This window comes from Alcaligenes sp. RM2, from assembly GCF_052931795.1.
On the sequence record NZ_JBRFIO010000006.1, the window covers coordinates 174051 to 189356 of the forward strand.

General features: G+C 54.2%; 21 protein-coding genes. All 21 read right to left on the minus strand.

Annotation, left to right across the window (positions count from 1 at the left end; genetic code table 11):
* Window positions 1-244: 244 nt before the first annotated feature.
* The gene (gene rplQ / locus ACU6HM_RS17410) at window positions 245-631 is read right to left on the minus strand and encodes a 50S ribosomal protein L17 (RefSeq protein WP_003805334.1); all 387 of its coding nucleotides are present in this window, start codon (window positions 629-631) and stop codon (window positions 245-247) included.
* A gap of 202 nt (window positions 632-833) precedes the next feature.
* Window positions 834-1817, minus strand: a complete 984-nt coding sequence (locus ACU6HM_RS17415; RefSeq protein ID WP_003805337.1) for a DNA-directed RNA polymerase subunit alpha — start codon at window positions 1815-1817, stop codon at window positions 834-836.
* Window positions 1818-1970: 153 nt separating this feature from the next.
* Entirely contained in the window at window positions 1971-2594 is a 624-nt protein-coding gene (gene rpsD / locus ACU6HM_RS17420; protein WP_009459976.1) for a 30S ribosomal protein S4, read from the minus strand.
* Between the two features lie 11 nt (window positions 2595-2605).
* Window positions 2606-3004 carry a 30S ribosomal protein S11 gene (gene rpsK / locus ACU6HM_RS17425; RefSeq protein WP_003805343.1) on the minus strand — a complete coding sequence of 133 codons (399 nt, stop codon included), beginning with the start codon at window positions 3002-3004 and terminating at the stop codon, window positions 2606-2608.
* 14 nt (window positions 3005-3018) lie between these two features.
* The gene (rpsM, locus tag ACU6HM_RS17430) at window positions 3019-3384 is read right to left on the minus strand and encodes a 30S ribosomal protein S13 (RefSeq protein WP_003805346.1); all 366 of its coding nucleotides are present in this window, start codon (window positions 3382-3384) and stop codon (window positions 3019-3021) included.
* A 36-nt stretch (window positions 3385-3420) separates the two neighbouring features.
* The gene (rpmJ, locus tag ACU6HM_RS17435) at window positions 3421-3534 is read right to left on the minus strand and encodes a 50S ribosomal protein L36 (protein ID WP_003805360.1); all 114 of its coding nucleotides are present in this window, start codon (window positions 3532-3534) and stop codon (window positions 3421-3423) included.
* 32 nt (window positions 3535-3566) lie between these two features.
* Window positions 3567-3785 carry a translation initiation factor IF-1 gene (infA, locus tag ACU6HM_RS17440; RefSeq protein WP_003805361.1) on the minus strand — a complete coding sequence of 73 codons (219 nt, stop codon included), beginning with the start codon at window positions 3783-3785 and terminating at the stop codon, window positions 3567-3569.
* 9 nt (window positions 3786-3794) lie between these two features.
* Window positions 3795-5120 (minus strand): preprotein translocase subunit SecY, encoded by a 1326-nt coding sequence (secY, locus tag ACU6HM_RS17445; RefSeq protein ID WP_003805363.1) that lies wholly within the window; start codon window positions 5118-5120, stop codon window positions 3795-3797.
* A gap of 12 nt (window positions 5121-5132) precedes the next feature.
* Entirely contained in the window at window positions 5133-5573 is a 441-nt protein-coding gene (gene rplO / locus ACU6HM_RS17450; protein WP_022983333.1) for a 50S ribosomal protein L15, read from the minus strand.
* 11 nt (window positions 5574-5584) lie between these two features.
* On the minus strand, window positions 5585-5770 hold the full coding sequence (gene rpmD / locus ACU6HM_RS17455) for a 50S ribosomal protein L30 (RefSeq protein WP_003805366.1): 186 nt from the start codon (window positions 5768-5770) through the stop codon (window positions 5585-5587).
* 3 nt (window positions 5771-5773) lie between these two features.
* On the minus strand, window positions 5774-6295 hold the full coding sequence (gene rpsE, locus ACU6HM_RS17460; RefSeq protein ID WP_003805367.1) for a 30S ribosomal protein S5: 522 nt from the start codon (window positions 6293-6295) through the stop codon (window positions 5774-5776).
* Between the two features lie 12 nt (window positions 6296-6307).
* A complete protein-coding gene (gene rplR, locus ACU6HM_RS17465) occupies window positions 6308-6661 on the minus strand; it encodes a 50S ribosomal protein L18 (protein ID WP_009459977.1) in 354 nt (117 codons plus the stop codon).
* Between the two features lie 21 nt (window positions 6662-6682).
* Window positions 6683-7216, minus strand: a complete 534-nt coding sequence (rplF, locus tag ACU6HM_RS17470; RefSeq protein ID WP_009459978.1) for a 50S ribosomal protein L6 — start codon at window positions 7214-7216, stop codon at window positions 6683-6685.
* A 12-nt stretch (window positions 7217-7228) separates the two neighbouring features.
* Window positions 7229-7624 (minus strand): 30S ribosomal protein S8, encoded by a 396-nt coding sequence (gene rpsH, locus ACU6HM_RS17475; RefSeq protein ID WP_009459979.1) that lies wholly within the window; start codon window positions 7622-7624, stop codon window positions 7229-7231.
* Window positions 7625-7635: 11 nt separating this feature from the next.
* The gene (rpsN, locus tag ACU6HM_RS17480) at window positions 7636-7941 is read right to left on the minus strand and encodes a 30S ribosomal protein S14 (protein WP_003805371.1); all 306 of its coding nucleotides are present in this window, start codon (window positions 7939-7941) and stop codon (window positions 7636-7638) included.
* A 10-nt stretch (window positions 7942-7951) separates the two neighbouring features.
* A complete protein-coding gene (gene rplE / locus ACU6HM_RS17485) occupies window positions 7952-8491 on the minus strand; it encodes a 50S ribosomal protein L5 (RefSeq protein WP_009459981.1) in 540 nt (179 codons plus the stop codon).
* 12 nt (window positions 8492-8503) lie between these two features.
* Window positions 8504-8824: a 50S ribosomal protein L24 gene (gene rplX / locus ACU6HM_RS17490; protein WP_003805373.1), complete on the minus strand. Its 321-nt coding sequence runs from the start codon at window positions 8822-8824 to the stop codon at window positions 8504-8506.
* Between the two features lie 13 nt (window positions 8825-8837).
* Window positions 8838-9206, minus strand: coding sequence for a 50S ribosomal protein L14 (gene rplN, locus ACU6HM_RS17495; RefSeq protein ID WP_003805375.1), 369 nt, complete (start codon window positions 9204-9206; stop codon window positions 8838-8840).
* A gap of 278 nt (window positions 9207-9484) precedes the next feature.
* The gene (locus tag ACU6HM_RS17500; protein WP_446764133.1) at window positions 9485-11425 is read right to left on the minus strand and encodes a bifunctional diguanylate cyclase/phosphodiesterase; all 1941 of its coding nucleotides are present in this window, start codon (window positions 11423-11425) and stop codon (window positions 9485-9487) included.
* Between the two features lie 101 nt (window positions 11426-11526).
* Window positions 11527-12159, minus strand: a complete 633-nt coding sequence (locus ACU6HM_RS17505) for a transglutaminase-like cysteine peptidase (protein WP_009459986.1) — start codon at window positions 12157-12159, stop codon at window positions 11527-11529.
* A 425-nt stretch (window positions 12160-12584) separates the two neighbouring features.
* On the minus strand, window positions 12585-15306 hold a 2722-nt coding region (locus ACU6HM_RS17510; RefSeq protein ID WP_446764134.1), incomplete at its 5' end, for an Ig-like domain-containing protein.

A 15306-nucleotide genomic window follows, 5' to 3' on the forward strand; every position in this document is an offset into this window, starting at 1 on the left:
TACTGAAACGGAGTCCACGCTCTGGCTCAAGCCCACGCTTGAACTTATAAGAGGGGTAAGCTTGGCACTAAGCCTGAGGCAAAAGCAAAACGAAGGTGGGAAACAAGGCCAGCAGCAACAGCAGCGACAGGGTTAAGGCCTTCCCAAAAACGCCCAGCCCGTGATGAACAAAACCCCGCGCCGCCAATAAAAAAACGGACTCCTGAGAGTCCGTTTTCAATACTACTGTAGAAACAAGCGGCGCTTATTCAGCAGCGGCTTCTTCCTGAACTTCTGGACGATCCACCAGCTCCATGAATGCCATAGGAGCATTGTCACCCTGACGGAAACCCATTTTCAGGATGCGGGTGTAGCCGCCGTTACGCTCTTGGTAACGTGGGCCGAAAACTTCAAACAGCTTGGTCACTGCATCGCGGTCGCGCAGACGGGCGAAAGCCAGACGACGGTTTGCCAAGGTTGGGTTTTTAGCCAAAGTGATCAGAGGCTCAACCACGCGGCGCAGCTCTTTAGCTTTAGGCAGGGTGGTTTTGATGGCTTCGTGAGTCAGCAGGGACACGGACATGTTGCGGAACATGGCCAAACGGTGGCTGCTGGTACGATTCAGTTTACGTAGACCGTGACGGTGACGCATGATGATTTTCCTAAATAATGAATCTAATTGGCATGCCGCTTATGCGACATGCGTAAATCCGGTTCTTCTATCAGCTAAGCTGCGGACCAGATGGACAGCGCAAAACAATAGCACATTTTCAGCCGCCACCTACACTTTTTGCAGGTGTACAACACCAGAAAAAGTGTAAGCGGCGTCTAAGTACGTCTGTCTTGCTTACTACTTATGGACGCTCAAGACCCAGTGGTGGCCAGTTTTCGAGCTTCATGCCCAAAGTCAGGCCACGTGCAGCCAACACTTCCTTGATTTCGTTCAAGGACTTGCGACCCAGGTTTGGAGTCTTCAACAGTTCGTTTTCGGTACGCTGGATCAGATCGCCGATGTAGTAGATATTTTCGGCTTTCAGGCAGTTTGCGGAACGAACCGTCAGTTCCAGATCGTCGACAGGACGCAGCAACACAGGATCGATCTGTGGAGCGCCACGCACTGGAGCTTCGTAGGCATCGCCCACACCTTCCAGAGCAGCAAACACAGAGATTTGATCCATCAGGATGCGAGCGGACTGGCGCACGGCTTCCTCGGGCGAGATCACGCCGTTGGTTTCAATGTCCAGAACCAGCTTGTCCAGGTCAGTACGCTGTTCCACACGGGCGTTTTCGACCGCGTAGCTAACACGACGCACTGGGCTGTAGGAGGCGTCCAGCACGATACGACCGATCGTGTGGGTGCGATCATCAGCCAGGGCGCGCACGTTACCAGGAACGTAGCCACGGCCTTGCTCAACCTTGATTTGCATTTCCAGCTTGCCGTCGTCGGTCAGGGTGGCAATCACATGATTGGGGTTGATGATTTCAACGTCGTGCGGCAATTCGATGTCGCTGGCCAGAACTTGGCCGGCGCCTTCCTTGCGCAGGATCAGGGTAACTTCTTCACGGCTGTGCAGCTTGAAGACCACGCCCTTCAGGTTCATCAAGATATCAACCACGTCCTCGCCCACGCCTGGCAGCGTGGAATACTCGTGCACCACACCGGTAATCTGCACTTCAGTGGGTGCATAGCCGGTCATGGAGGACAGCAAGATACGACGCAGTGCGTTGCCCAGAGTGTGGCCGTAGCCGCGCTCGAAAGGCTCCATGATCACCTTGGCGTGATTTTTGCTGATCGGTTCAACTTCGATGGAACGGGGTTTCAAAAAACCTTGAGACATTCGATTTCCTTTTCAATACCCTCGGCTCGTTACACCGATAAGGCTGACGGAAACTGGCAAAGCCAGCGGGATAGTATCGCAAAGCCCACTTGCCGAAAATCGGGAAGTGGGCCTGCGATTACTGCATTGCGTAAGAGGTCTTCGCGTACAAAATTAACGCGAGTACAACTCAACAACCAGCGATTCGTTGATGTCTTGAGCGACATCAGCGCGATCAGGAGCTTGCTTGAACACGCCGGACAGCTTGGCGGTGTCAACTTCTACCCACTGAGGCAAGCCAATGCCCGTAGCCAGATCCAGGGATTCCTTGATACGGCCTTGGGATTTAGCTTTTTCGCGCACGGAAACAACGTCACCAGCCTTGATCAGCATGGAAGCGATGTCAGCGGTGTGACCATTGACTTCGATTGCACGGTGGTTCACCAGCTGACGTGCTTCTGCACGTGTAGAGCCAAAGCCCATGCGGTAAACCACGTTGTCCAGACGCGATTCCAGCAATTGAATCAGCGTTTCACCGGTGTTGCCACGACGGCGGTCAGCTTCAACGTAGTACTTGCGGAACTGCTTTTCCAGCACGCCGTACATACGCTTGAGCTTTTGCTTTTCGCGCAGCTGCAGACCGAAGTCAGACGTACGAGCACCGGAGGTGCGGCCGTGCTGACCAGGACGCGATTCCAGTTTGCACTTGGAATCCAGCGAGCGACGGGCGCTCTTCAAAAACAGATCGGTACCCTCGCGACGCGAGAGCTTGCATTTTGGTCCAATATAACGAGCCACTTCGCTTCCCCTTAGATGCGACGACGCTTGGGCGGACGGCAGCCGTTATGCGGAACCGGTGTGATGTCTGCAATGCTGGTGATCTTGATACCCAGAGCATTCAGAGCACGCACAGACGATTCACGGCCTGGACCGGGGCCCTTGATGCGAACTTCAAGATTTTTAATACCGTATTCCATGGCAGTACGGCCGGCTGTTTCAGCGGCAACCTGCGCGGCAAACGGCGTGGATTTACGAGAGCCTTTAAAGCCCGCGCCACCCGACGTAGCCCAGGACAATGCGTTGCCCTGACGGTCAGTAATGGTGATGATCGTGTTGTTAAAAGAAGCGTGGACGTGAGCAATCCCGTCCGACACGCTTTTTTTGACTTTCTTGCGTGCGCGTGAAGCGCTGCTAGAAGCTTTGGCCATCTTCTATTCCTCGATTATTTCTTCAGGGACGCGGCGGCGCGACGCGGACCTTTACGGGTGCGAGCGTTAGTGCGTGTACGTTGGCCGCGCACTGGCAGACCGCGACGATGACGCATGCCACGGTAAGTTCCCAAGTCAGCCAAACGCTTGATCGAGAGCTGAACTTCACGACGCAGGTCACCTTCTACGGTGAACAGGCCGATCTGTTCGCGAATGCGCTCGAGTTCCGCGTCGGTCAGATCTTTGACCTTCTTGGAGTATTCAATACCCGATGCTTCGCAAATCTTGCGAGCGCGGGTGCGACCGATGCCGAAAATCGCGGTAAGACCGATTTCGGCGTGTTGATGCGGCGGGATGTTAATGCCGGCAATACGGGCCATGGTTATTCCTTGTTAAATCGGTTGCGTTTCGGCAACTTAGCCTTGACGCTGCTTATGACGTGGATCGGTGCAGATGACACGCACCACGCCATGACGTTTAATGATTTTGCAGTTGCGGCAGATCCGCTTTACTGATGCCATTACCTTCATGGTTTGACTCCTAGTTTCCTGTAACCGGCCGCTTATTTGGAGCGGAACACAATTCGTGCTCGGGATAGATCATAGGGCGTGAGCTCCACAGTGACCTTATCGCCCGGCAGAATCCGGATATAGTGCATACGCATTTTGCCTGAAATGTATCCGAGCACTACGTGACCATTTTCCAGCTTGACGCGAAAAGTTGCGTTGGGAAGGTTCTCAAGAACCTGTCCCTGCATTTGAATGACGTCGTCCTTTGCCATTTTCGTGAATTACCGCATCGGCAAGCTCGAGCCTTTGAAGTTAGCCTTCTTGAGCAGCGAGTCGTATTGTTGTGACATGACATAGGCCTGGGCCTGCGCCATGAAGTCCATGGTTACTACAACAATAATCAGCAAGGATGTGCCGCCAAAATAGAACGGTACATTCCAGCGCATTTGCAAGAACTCTGGTACCAAACACACCAAGGTAATGTAGATCGCACCGGCCAAAGTCAGACGCATCAAGATCTTGTCGATATAACGCGCTGTCTGATCACCGGGACGAATCCCTGGTACGAAGGCTCCACTCTTTTTCAGGTTGTCTGCAGTTTCGCGGCTGTTGAACACCAGGGCCGTGTAGAAAAAGCAGAACAAAATGATCAGCGCGGAGAACAAAGTAATGTAAAGCGGCTGACGCGGCGACAAAGCAGCCTCGATTTCACGCAACCAACCCAGACCGGGTGTGCTGGAGAACCAATTAGCAATTGTCGCTGGCAACAGAATGATGGACGAAGCGAAGATCGGAGGGATCACGCCAGCCATGTTCAGTTTCAGCGGCAAATGCGAGCTTTGACCACCATAGATACGGTTACCTACTTGCCGTTTGGCGTAGTTGACCGTGATACGACGCTGACCACGCTCGACAAAGACGACGAAGTACGTGACGGCGGCTACTAAAACGAGGATAAACAGTGCCGATAGAATCGACATGGAATCCGTACGCACCAGATCAAGCATACCGCCCAAAGCATTAGGCAGACCCGCTACGATACCGGCGAAGATCAGGATGGAAATACCATTACCCAATCCACGTTCAGTGATTTGTTCACCCAGCCACATGACGAACATGGTGCCAGTGACCAGTGTTACCACTGTCGTGAAGCGAAACAGCATCCCTGGGTCGATAACCAGACCGGGCTGCGATTCTAGAGCGATGGAAATCCCAACTCCCTGGAACAAAGCCAAAAAGACCGTTCCGTAACGGGTGTATTGCGTGATCTTGCGACGACCCGACTCACCCTCTTTCTTGATTGCTTCCAGCGTGGGCACCACAGCGGTCATCAATTGCATGATGATGGACGCAGAGATGTAGGGCATGATTCCCAGTGCGAACACTGAGAATCGCTCTAAAGCACCACCGGAGAACATATTAAACAAACCCAGAATACCACTCTGGTTTTGAGTAAACAGTTCGGACAAGGCATCAGGATTGATGCCTGGTACCGGAATGTGCGTACCCAAGCGGTAGACAATCAGGGCGAGCAACAGGAAAACGAGACGACGTTTCAAATCGCCGTAGCGCGGACCCGACTTACTCTGTGCCTGAGCTTTTGCCACCGTGACCCCTTTTTATTCCAGCGAGCCGCCGGCTGCTTCGATCGCGGCGCGAGCGCCGGCCGTTGCATTAATGCCTTTCAGCGCAACTTTACGGGAAAGTTCACCGGACTTGATGACTTTAGCGTAACGCACCATTTGGCCAACCACGCCAGCCTGCTTCAGTGCCTGGACGTCGATAACTTCGGCATCCATTTTTTGCAGTTCGGACAGACGTACTTCTGCGTACAGGTGGTCGTCCAGGGTGGTGAAACCACGCTTGGGCAAACGACGTTGCAAAGGCATTTGACCGCCTTCGAAACCGACTTTATGAAAACCACCCGAGCGGGATTTCTGGCCTTTATGACCACGTCCGCCGGTTTTGCCCAAGCCGGAACCGACACCGCGACCAACACGACGTGCTGCGTGTTTGGCGCCAGCGGCGGGCTTGAGATTGTTCAATTGCAATTCAGACATCCCGATTCCTTTCAGGCTTCCGAGACCGTAACCAGATAATCCACCTTGCGGATCATCCCACGAACCTCAGGAGTATCAACCAATACACGGCTGGTGTTGACTCGGCGCAGACCCAGGCCGCGAACGGTGTCGCGATGGCTTTGCTTTGTGCCGATGACCGAACGCACCAACGTAACTTTGATTTGTTTCTGTGCCATGACTTACCCCAGAATTTCTTCAACTGTCTTGCCGCGCTTGGCAGCAATGTCAGCAGGTGTCGAGCAAGCACGCAAACCGTTCAATGTAGCGCGAACCATGTTGTATGGGTTGCTGGAACCCAGGCTCTTGGCTACGACGTTGCGCACGCCCATCACTTCGAAGATAGCGCGCATTGGGCCACCGGCGATAACGCCAGTACCTTCAGCTGCGGGAGAGATCAGAACGGTGGCTGCACCGTGCTTACCAACTACGGTGTGATGCAAGGTGCCGTTCTTCAGAGGCACTTTGATCAGACCACGACGGGCCTGTTCCATTGCCTTCTGAACAGCAACGGGTACTTCGCGGGCCTTGCCCTTACCCATGCCGATGCGACCATCGCCATCACCGACCACGGCCAGCGAAGCAAAGCTCATGGTGCGACCACCTTTAACGACTTTGCTGACGCGGTTGACCGCAATCATCTTTTCTTTCAGGCCGTCATCGCGCTCTTGCTCTGGAGCCTGTCTGCCTTGTGCTTTAGCCATTTGATAATTCCTTTAGAATTTCAAGCCGGCTTCACGCGCGGCCTCGGCCAGCGCTTTCACGCGGCCATGGTAACGGAAGCCCGAGCGGTCAAAAGCAACCGTCTCGATGCCCGCAGCCTTCGCCTTTTCGGCGACGCGCTTGCCAACCAGGCTGGCTGCCGCTACGTTGCTGCCAACGGCCAATTCTTTGCGAACTTCGGTCTCGACAGTGGAAGCACTGACCAGAACGCGGTCGCCTTCGGGCGAGATGATGCTCGCGTAAATATGCGTATTCGTGCGATGCACCGACAGGCGGTGTACGCGCAGCTCGGCGATCTTGCGGCGAGTAGCCACTGCACGACGCATACGGGATTGTTTCTTGTCCATGATTCGTCCTTGCCTGCGGGCTTATTTCTTCTTGGTTTCCTTGAGGATGACGCGTTCGCCGACGTAACGTACACCTTTGCCTTTGTAAGGCTCTGGTGGACGATAGCCACGAATTTCTGCGGCAACCTGACCAACCACCTGCTTGTTCGAGCCCTTGATCACGACTTCCGTCGGAGTTGGGCACTCGGCTTTGATGCCTTCAGGCAGGTCGTGCACGATGTCGTGCGAGAAACCCAGTTGCAACTTCAAGGCATTACCCTGGACGGAGGCACGGAAGCCCACGCCAACCAGACTCAGCTTGCGTTCGAAACCGGCGCTCACGCCAACAACCATGTTGTTGACCAGTTGGCGCACGGTGCCGGACATTGCGTTTGCGTGACGAGTTTCGTTCGCAGGCACAAAAGACAGCTGACCGTCTTGAAGTTCAATAGTGACGTCGCCAGTCAGAGTTTGAACCAAAGTGCCCAGAGGGCCTTTGACCGTGATCTGATCAGCGGCAATGGTCGTTTCTACGCCTTTAGGCAGGGAAACGGGATACTTAGCGATACGTGACATATGATGTTCTCCTTATGCCACGTAGCACAGCACTTCGCCACCGACGCCAGCTGCACGTGCTTTGCGATCGGTCATCACGCCGCGAGACGTGGACACGATAGCAACACCCAAGCCGTTCATGACTTGAGGGATGTGTGTGCTGCCTTTGTAGATGCGCAGTCCAGGACGCGAAACGCGGTCGATGCGCTCGATGACTGGCTGGCCGGCATAGTATTTCAGGGTGACTTCCAGTTCTGGCTTGGCTTTTTCGCCAACGATACGGAAATCTTCGATGTAGCCTTCGTCTTTCAGCACAGCAGCAATAGCTGCTTTCAGCTTCGAGGAGGGCATGCTGACCGATGTCTTGTTGACCATTTGCGCGTTACGCACGCGGGTCAACATATCGGCGATTGGATCGCTCATGCTCATGTGTATTTCTCCTACCAGCTGGCCTTGGTCATACCGGGGATCTCGCCGCGCATTGCCATTTCGCGCACTTTATGGCGAGTCAAACCGAATTTCTTGAAAACACCACGAGGGCGACCGGTGATAACGCAGCGGTTGCGTTGACGGGTCGGGTTCGCGTTGCGTGGCAATTGTTGCAACTGCAAACGAGCTTCGTAGCGCTCTTCGTCAGACTTGGACTGGTCGTCAATGATCGCTTTCAGTGCTGCACGCTTGGCGGCGAATTTCTCAGCCAGCTTGGCGCGCTTGATGTCGCGATTGATGAGGGAAAGTTTAGCCACGTTGCGCCCCTTAGTTGCGGAACGGGAAGCTGAACGCGCTAAGCAGCGCCTTGGCCTCTTCGTCCGTCTTGGCAGAAGTAGTGATGCTGATGTTCAGACCACGCACTGCGTCGATTTTGTCGTACTCGATTTCGGGGAAAATGATTTGCTCTTTAACCCCCATGTTGTAGTTGCCACGGCCGTCAAACGCACGACCCGACACACCACGGAAGTCACGAACGCGTGGCAGAGCCACAGCGACCAGACGATCCAGGAATTCGTACATGCGTTGACCGCGCAGGGTCACCATACAACCGATCGGGTAATCTTCGCGAATCTTAAAACCGGCAATAGCTTTGCGGGTTTTCGTGATAACGGGCTTCTGACCAGCAATTTTGGTCATGTCCGATACCGCGTTCTCGATAATCTTCTTGTCAGCAACCGCTTCCGAGACACCCATGTTCAGAGTGATCTTGGTGATGCGGGGTACTTCCATAATGCTCTTGTACTCGAACTGCTTTTGCAGATCGGCAACCACTTTTTCGCGGTAGAACTCTTGTAAACGTGCCATGTTATCCGCCCCTTAAGCCTTGGCGCCAACGGCTTTGCCGCTGGAACGATAAACACGCGTCTTCTGACCGTCGATCACCTGGATACCAACGCGGTCGCCCTTGCCGGTTTCCGGGTTGAACAGTGCAACGTTCGAGATGTGGATAGGCATGGTCTTGTCGACGATACCACCCTGCGTGCCAGCCATAGGATTGGCTTTAACGTGTTTTTTGACTACGTTGATGCCTTCCACGATGACGTGGTCTGCATCGACGCGTTGCAGTACTGTGCCACGGCGTTTTTTATCACGGCCGGTCAGCACAATAACTTCGTCGCCTTTACGAATTTTTTGCATTTTTTCGCGCTCCTTACAGCACTTCGGGAGCCAAGGACACGATCTTCATGAACTTCTCGGTACGCAGTTCACGCGTAACGGGTCCGAAGATACGGGTGCCGATGGGTTCCAGCTTGGCATTGAGCAATACGGCGGCATTGCCACCGAAACGAATCAGCGAACCGTCTTTACGGCGCACGCCCTTAGCGGTACGAACCACTACAGCGTTGTAGATTTCGCCTTTTTTGACGCGTCCGCGCGGGGCCGCTTCTTTAACGGTAACTTTGATGATGTCACCAATTGCGGCATAACGGCGCTTCGAGCCGCCCAGCACCTTGATGCACATTACGGAACGCGCACCTGTGTTGTCGGCCACGTCCAGCGTGGTCTGCATTTGAATCATGATTTTTCCTGTTCCAACTTAATTGCAACGATCCAGTCAAAATGACTGGGTCACACAACCAGTTTTGGTCCCGTCAGATTCGGATCCAGCCAGTTCGATACCGTAAACCCGATCTCGATCTGGTCCGGCAAGCCGAACCCTAGGTTGAAATCTTGCGAGAGACAAAACGTTGTATTACCAACTTCAATCCGGATAGGCGACTAAGCCTCTCCGGTCAAAATAAAGAGGTAAGCCACATATACTAGCAAATAAACCCCAGAAAAACAAGGATTTATTTGCTAAGGCCTTGGCACGACGGCGTTTTCACGCAACAGCTCGTCCAGCTGGGCACTATTGCTGCCTCGGGTTACCCGGCGCAAACCTATCCCCAATTCCTGCAGGCTCTGCAGGAACGCTGTCAGCAAATGTCGGCCACCCACCTCGGCCTGCAGCGTCTGGGCGCGCTCATCGTCCAGGACAATATATTTGAGTGCCATCATGTGCAACCACAGAATCGATTCGGGCTGCTCCAGAACACGACGCAGACCAAATTGCACACCCAAGGGCCGCAATTTATCCACGAAAGCAACCGTTTCCACATCGTGCTCACTCAGGCAATAAGCATCCAGTTCAATAATCAGACGCCGCGTCTTGTCACCGGCCTTGGCCAGAACCTCAGCCACCTGATCTGCAAATCCAGGCTTGATCACCGATGCCCAGGAGACACGGACACTCAAACTGCCCTCGTTATCGGCTAACCAGTCGCTTGCCAGCTCCATCGTACGCAAGTCACACTGCCCCGACAGACCCAGACGCACCGCCACCGGAATGAACAAATAGGCAGGCAAACTGGCCTGTCCCGGTTGCTCGGGCAACAAATTCAGGGTTGCATCGTGAATCTGGCCCGCTTGCCCCCAGACTTCAACGCCCGGCTTCACACTCAATTCAATCCGGCCTTGCTCCAGACCACGCTCAATACGTGAATGCCATTCCTGCTCACCAATGGAAGAGCTCGCCTCGGAGTGAACCCCTTCAGACGGACGGTATTCCACTTCCTGATGCCCTGCCCCTTCGGCGCGCATCAAGGCATTGTCCAAACGCGTCATCACGGCGCTGAGCGAGTCCTGACCTTCATAGTTCGTCATCGCCATGGACCAACGGCACAAACTGGCATCGGGCAGAGGCTGGCGCAATTCCTGCAAGGCAGTACGCAGTTCCTGGGCAAAGCCCATCACTTGAGGACCCATCTGGCCCTTGAGCAGCACGATAAAATCAGAACCATTCAAGCGCGCCAGATTGCCCGCGTCCATGCCATTTTTCTGCAATAGCTCCGTACAACGCTGAGTCACCAGCTTCAGCCAGGCATCCACCGCGTCACGAGATAGGGAGGTATTCAATGGCAGCAAGTCCCGCTGACGGAATAACAGCACATGGCCGCCCTCTTCCTGTTGCAGCACCTGACGGAACATATTCACGAAGTACTTGCGATTGGCCAGGCCCGTGACCGGATCGCAGTTCAACTCCAGCTGTAACTGCTCGATTCGGGCATTTTGCTCCTGGCTGCTGACACGAATACGTTTTTGCACCGTGCTTAAGGTATGCGTGACGGCTTCCAGCTCGGGGATCGTGCGCACTTTCTTGCGGCTGGGTACAGACTCGCTTTGATCCATCTGTTGCAGCTCGAACTGGACGTGTTCACGCAAAGCCCGGCGCAACCAGGCCATGACCATCAATACAAACACACCCCAGGCAACCCCGGCGCCCAGCACCAACAAGGTGACGCGCACAAAGCTTTTCCACAAACTGGCGCGGGCGTACTCGTCAGCAGGTTTTACTTCGATCGTACCAATCTGATTCCAGCCATTACTGACATGAGCCGAGGCCACGGGTACATCAATCGGCAAAGAGTTGGCGAACCACGCGGGCGAAGATCCGCTGATCTGTGTTTCTTGCTGAGCACTACGCTCCACCAGGACCGTATCGGAGGTGTCAATAAAGCGGATACGCTCAAACTGCCCGGTATCGTACAAGGCGGCAATCAAAAGCTCCTGCGTCACCGGGTCCTGGTTGCTGGGCTGGGACAAGGTCAAGGCCAGCGAAGTCGCGGCCGACTCACCCTGCGCCTGCAACTGACTGCTTAAATACTGCCTTGCCGAGTCGACGCTGAACCACAGCGTGCCAATCAAGATAGCAAGAATCGCGCACGAGACACTTAGCAGGAGCTGTTTAAGTAAAGACATAGCGCTTCCGTATATTCCATAAATTCTGGTCTAGCCCACCCGACAAGGGTGTCCTGAGGTCTGTTTCCATTTGGTGCTCTAGCCCAAGGGCCGGCACATCATCAAGGAACAAAACCTTCCTTACGCATTTTTTCCAACAAACCACGCCACCGGCTGATACTGTCCACCGAACCTTTCTGGGCATTACCCACATACACCCCTTGCGAATTGAAGCTGAACACAGGGGTCAAATCAGGACGCTGGCTGGCGGGGCGAATAGAGCCACTTAAATTATCCAGCAGCAAAGGCTCGGCCTGGGGCGTGGGATAGTAGCCCAGAACCATGTGCGCAATGCTTTGCCCACCTACTTGAGCCCGCACGTAAATCAATCGCAGTTTTTCATTGGGCACACCCAAGTGCAACAAGGAAAAATACTTGCCGATGACAAAGTCCTCACAGTCACCCGCCGCTTTGCCCAAAGTCTCGATGGGCGTGGCCCAATAGTCCAGCTGGCCCCAAATATGAATGTCCTCGCCAGCCATCACATTCATATTCCAGAAATCATTGACGGCCTCCAGCTGACGACGCTCGCTTAAACCACGGGCGGACTCCAGATTGGCCATCCACCGATCCACGGCAGTCCCGGCACGGGCCCCAAAGCGGGAAACGGCGGTCTGGCGAATCTTGCTGACCTCGAACTGCAAGGCAGGCGCCGACAAGGGCAGCCACACCACAACCAGCAGTGCGACCAGCACAAACAGCGCAATCCTAGATCGAAGAAAAAGGCGTAGCCAGGCAAGAGACAAGAGCACGTCAATCCCAAATAAGCAAATCCTTATAACGGCGTTATAGCTTGCCTATTTAGTGAACGCTTGGCAATCGACAAAGCGTCTGAACCCTCTATATATAGAGCAGGCTGTTAAAGGATCTTGAATCACTCCTGCAAAAAGAAACAGCTGATCTACAAAACCGCAGAGCCAACGCCTACCAGCTCAACCTGGCCAGCCGTTCTGCTGCATGCACCCTCTTTCCTGCAGCCACATCAAAGATCATAGTCATAAATGCCAAGCACCCACTATTGGCGCTGACGACAAGCTGCAGACATAAAAAACCCCACAAACCCAAAAAGGCTTGTGGGGCTTGGGCACTACCCGCAGATAGTGCCTATCCAGTGAACAGTTTAGAAATCAGAAGACTTCAAAGTACCGTCTTTGAGCGAGTTGGCGATCTGGGCTGCCTTCTCTGCGTCAAAGTCGATGTTGTCCAGAATGATCTTCTGATCGATCTGGCCATTACCTTGAGAGCTGATACCGATTTCCATCTTGCCGTTATCCGAGCTGCCTACCGTCAGGTACTGGCTCAGGTTACCGTCGTTGACGTCGTGGCCCGACAGCAAATCAGTGATATCCAAGGTGTCGGTACCCAAATCACCAAAGTCCATCACGTAATCCACAGCCGGTTTGCTGCTGGTACCTTCATCACCCTTGTTCCATATGAAGGTGTCATCACCCTCGCCGCCGAACATGATGTCGTCGCCAGCACCGCCGATCAGCATATCGTTGCCACCTTGGCCGTACAGGATGTCGTTACCAGCACCACCATCAAGGATGTCGTTACCACCGCGCTTGTCACCATCAACATTGAAGTTAGCGTGGTTTTCCTTGATGTACTCGTACAGATCATTACCTGTTGCTGGAGTACCGCCGTTCTTCATTTGCAAGAACACTTCCAGCGCCTTCAAGCCTGAGCCGTCAGGCAGGTTGTCTGGACGACCACCCACTTCATGCCATGGCAACACATCTCCATCGGTATTGACAGTATCACCAAAGATGATGTCGTTGCCGTCACCACCAATGATGTGATCATTACCAACGGGGGCTGGATCGTTCGTTACCGAACCACCCTTCAAGGCTGCATCCAGGTCTTCCTTGGTGTTGACGATGTCGACCTTGTTAACCTCTGTCCAATCTTGAGGATTGCCGGAGGACAACAGCGTTACGTCATCAATGTAGACCTTGTAGTTACTGCTGCTGGAACGATCGTCCACTAGGAACTCGAAGCGGTATTGGCCTTCGCCCACGGGCTTGGTCGTGATGGTGCCGGAGCTACCTGGACGACCACCTTCCTGCACAACTTCCCAGTTACCTGTCTTCTCGTTGTACTTCTGCAGTTGCCACTTGAAGACGTCGGCACTGTTACGGCCGCTTTCAGCATAGTGGAAGCTCAACTTGCCATAGCTGCCCGCCGCAACGGTCATACCTGGGCCACGAACGGTAGTCGCGGTATCGCCATTGCGGCTGTAGGTATCCGTAATTTCCAATCGGTTATCAGGATACCAAGTGCTACCCTGGTTCTTGACTCCAACTGTGCCGTTACCGCCGACCTTGTTCCAACCGTCATGACGGCCGTTTTCAAAGTCAGTCACGTCCGCGGTGCCACGAACAACGTCAACAACCTCAGTACCCGTGTTGTCGTATTTGCGCAGGACATCCACGCTGACGTCGTTACCAATACCCACGGCGTAAACCTTGCTACCCGAAGAGGTAACCAGGCTGTCGTAGGCTGCCTTACCACGCGAATCAGCCGTAGGATCGTAACCGCTACCAGCACCTTGGCCAGTACCGTACTGGGTTGGGTTACCGTCAGTCAGGAAGTACGTAACGTTTTCATAAGCGTTGCCGTACTTGTCGACTGCAGGTGCATCGCCAGTCTTGAACCATGCTTCAGCGGCCTTGAAGGCTGCTTCGTAGTTGGTACCACCCACGCTGGAGTTCCAGCTGGAGTTGTAGCCGTTCAAGGTATCAATCGAATTGAGCAGATTGATCAAATCGGCATGAGTCAGGTCCTTGAAGACCATAGGCGTATCAGCCTTGGTACCAAAGCCAATAATGCTCAAGTTCACCGTGCCGCCTTCATGGTTGGCCAAGCTTTCAGCCAAGGTCGTCAGCGCAGCCTTGAGCAACTGCATACGGTTCATATTGTCCGTACCAGAGGCTTCCTTCATGCTGTTGGAACGGTCAACCAGGATGGCAATGTTGTAGCTCTGGCCGTGAACGATGTTCTCTTGCACACCGCCGCGGTCACCAATAATGACGTCGTCGCCCACGCCACCATTCGGATTGCCACCACCGTTACCATCAACAATCAGTTGATCCACATCCAGCGTGTATGGACCGGAGTCGTTGGCAGACGCACTGTTGCCAGCCGAGTCTGTCGTCGTCACTTTGGCGTCAACCGTGTCGTTCTTCAACAGATCCTGTACAGGTACTGGGATCTTGAAGGTCAGATCATTGCCAACAGTACCGGTGTATTCCTTGCCACCGATAGTCAGAGTCACGGTATCGCCGGGCTGTACATCCTTGCCAACCGTACCGGTCACATCAATCGTACCCTTGCCGTCACCAGCCTCATTGTGATCCAGCACACCGTCACCGGCGATCGGGTCCAACGTGATCTCGGCTTCAGGCAATGTGGTCTGCACACCGTAGTCGCGGTCAGCTTCAGCACTAGCGCTGTTACCGGCGTCGTCCTTGGTCTCGACCTTGGCGTGGACGTTGTCATCCAGAGCCAGCTCGGAGCCAGGAACATTCACGTTCCAGGTCTTGCCATCGGTATTAACCGTGGTGGTGTAATCCTTGCCGTTCACGGTCACAGTGACCGTGTCGCCAGCCTTCACATCCTTGCCAACCGTACCAGTGATGGTCACGTCGGCTTCGGACTCGGCCTTGTTGACCACGTCGTCACCCGCAATGGTGTCGATGGTAATCGCAGCTTCGGGCAGATCGGTATCCACACCGTAGCCACGGTCGGCTTCAGCCGAAGCGGGGTTGCCCGCAGCGTCTTCAGTCTCAACCTTGGCATGTACGTTCGAATCTTGGGCCAGTTCGGTACCAGGAACGTCC

Bases quoted from the DNA above. Each gene is read 5' to 3' on its own strand.
- rplN (WP_003805375.1), bottom strand. From the start codon at position 9,206: ATGATTCAAATGCAGACCACGCTGGACGTGGCCGACAACACAGGTGCG.
- rplR (WP_009459977.1), bottom strand. From the start codon at position 6,661: ATGGACAAGAAACAATCCCGTATGCGTCGTGCAGTGGCTACTCGCCGC.
- rplO (WP_022983333.1), bottom strand. From the start codon at position 5,573: ATGTCTGAATTGCAATTGAACAATCTCAAGCCCGCCGCTGGCGCCAAA.
- rpsH (WP_009459979.1), bottom strand. From the start codon at position 7,624: ATGAGCATGAGCGATCCAATCGCCGATATGTTGACCCGCGTGCGTAAC.
- ACU6HM_RS17500 (WP_446764133.1), bottom strand. From the start codon at position 11,425: ATGTCTTTACTTAAACAGCTCCTGCTAAGTGTCTCGTGCGCGATTCTT.
- rpsM (WP_003805346.1), bottom strand. From the start codon at position 3,384: ATGGCCCGTATTGCCGGCATTAACATCCCGCCGCATCAACACGCCGAA.
- ACU6HM_RS17415 (WP_003805337.1), bottom strand. From the start codon at position 1,817: ATGTCTCAAGGTTTTTTGAAACCCCGTTCCATCGAAGTTGAACCGATC.
- rpsK (WP_003805343.1), bottom strand. From the start codon at position 3,004: ATGGCCAAAGCTTCTAGCAGCGCTTCACGCGCACGCAAGAAAGTCAAA.
- rpmD (WP_003805366.1), bottom strand. From the start codon at position 5,770: ATGGCACAGAAACAAATCAAAGTTACGTTGGTGCGTTCGGTCATCGGC.
- rpsE (WP_003805367.1), bottom strand. From the start codon at position 6,295: ATGGCTAAAGCACAAGGCAGACAGGCTCCAGAGCAAGAGCGCGATGAC.
- rplF (WP_009459978.1), bottom strand. From the start codon at position 7,216: ATGTCACGTATCGCTAAGTATCCCGTTTCCCTGCCTAAAGGCGTAGAA.
- rplQ (WP_003805334.1), bottom strand. From the start codon at position 631: ATGCGTCACCGTCACGGTCTACGTAAACTGAATCGTACCAGCAGCCAC.
- rplE (WP_009459981.1), bottom strand. From the start codon at position 8,491: ATGGCACGTTTACAAGAGTTCTACCGCGAAAAAGTGGTTGCCGATCTG.
- rplX (WP_003805373.1), bottom strand. From the start codon at position 8,824: ATGCAAAAAATTCGTAAAGGCGACGAAGTTATTGTGCTGACCGGCCGT.
- rpmJ (WP_003805360.1), bottom strand. From the start codon at position 3,534: ATGAAGGTAATGGCATCAGTAAAGCGGATCTGCCGCAACTGCAAAATC.
- infA (WP_003805361.1), bottom strand. From the start codon at position 3,785: ATGGCAAAGGACGACGTCATTCAAATGCAGGGACAGGTTCTTGAGAAC.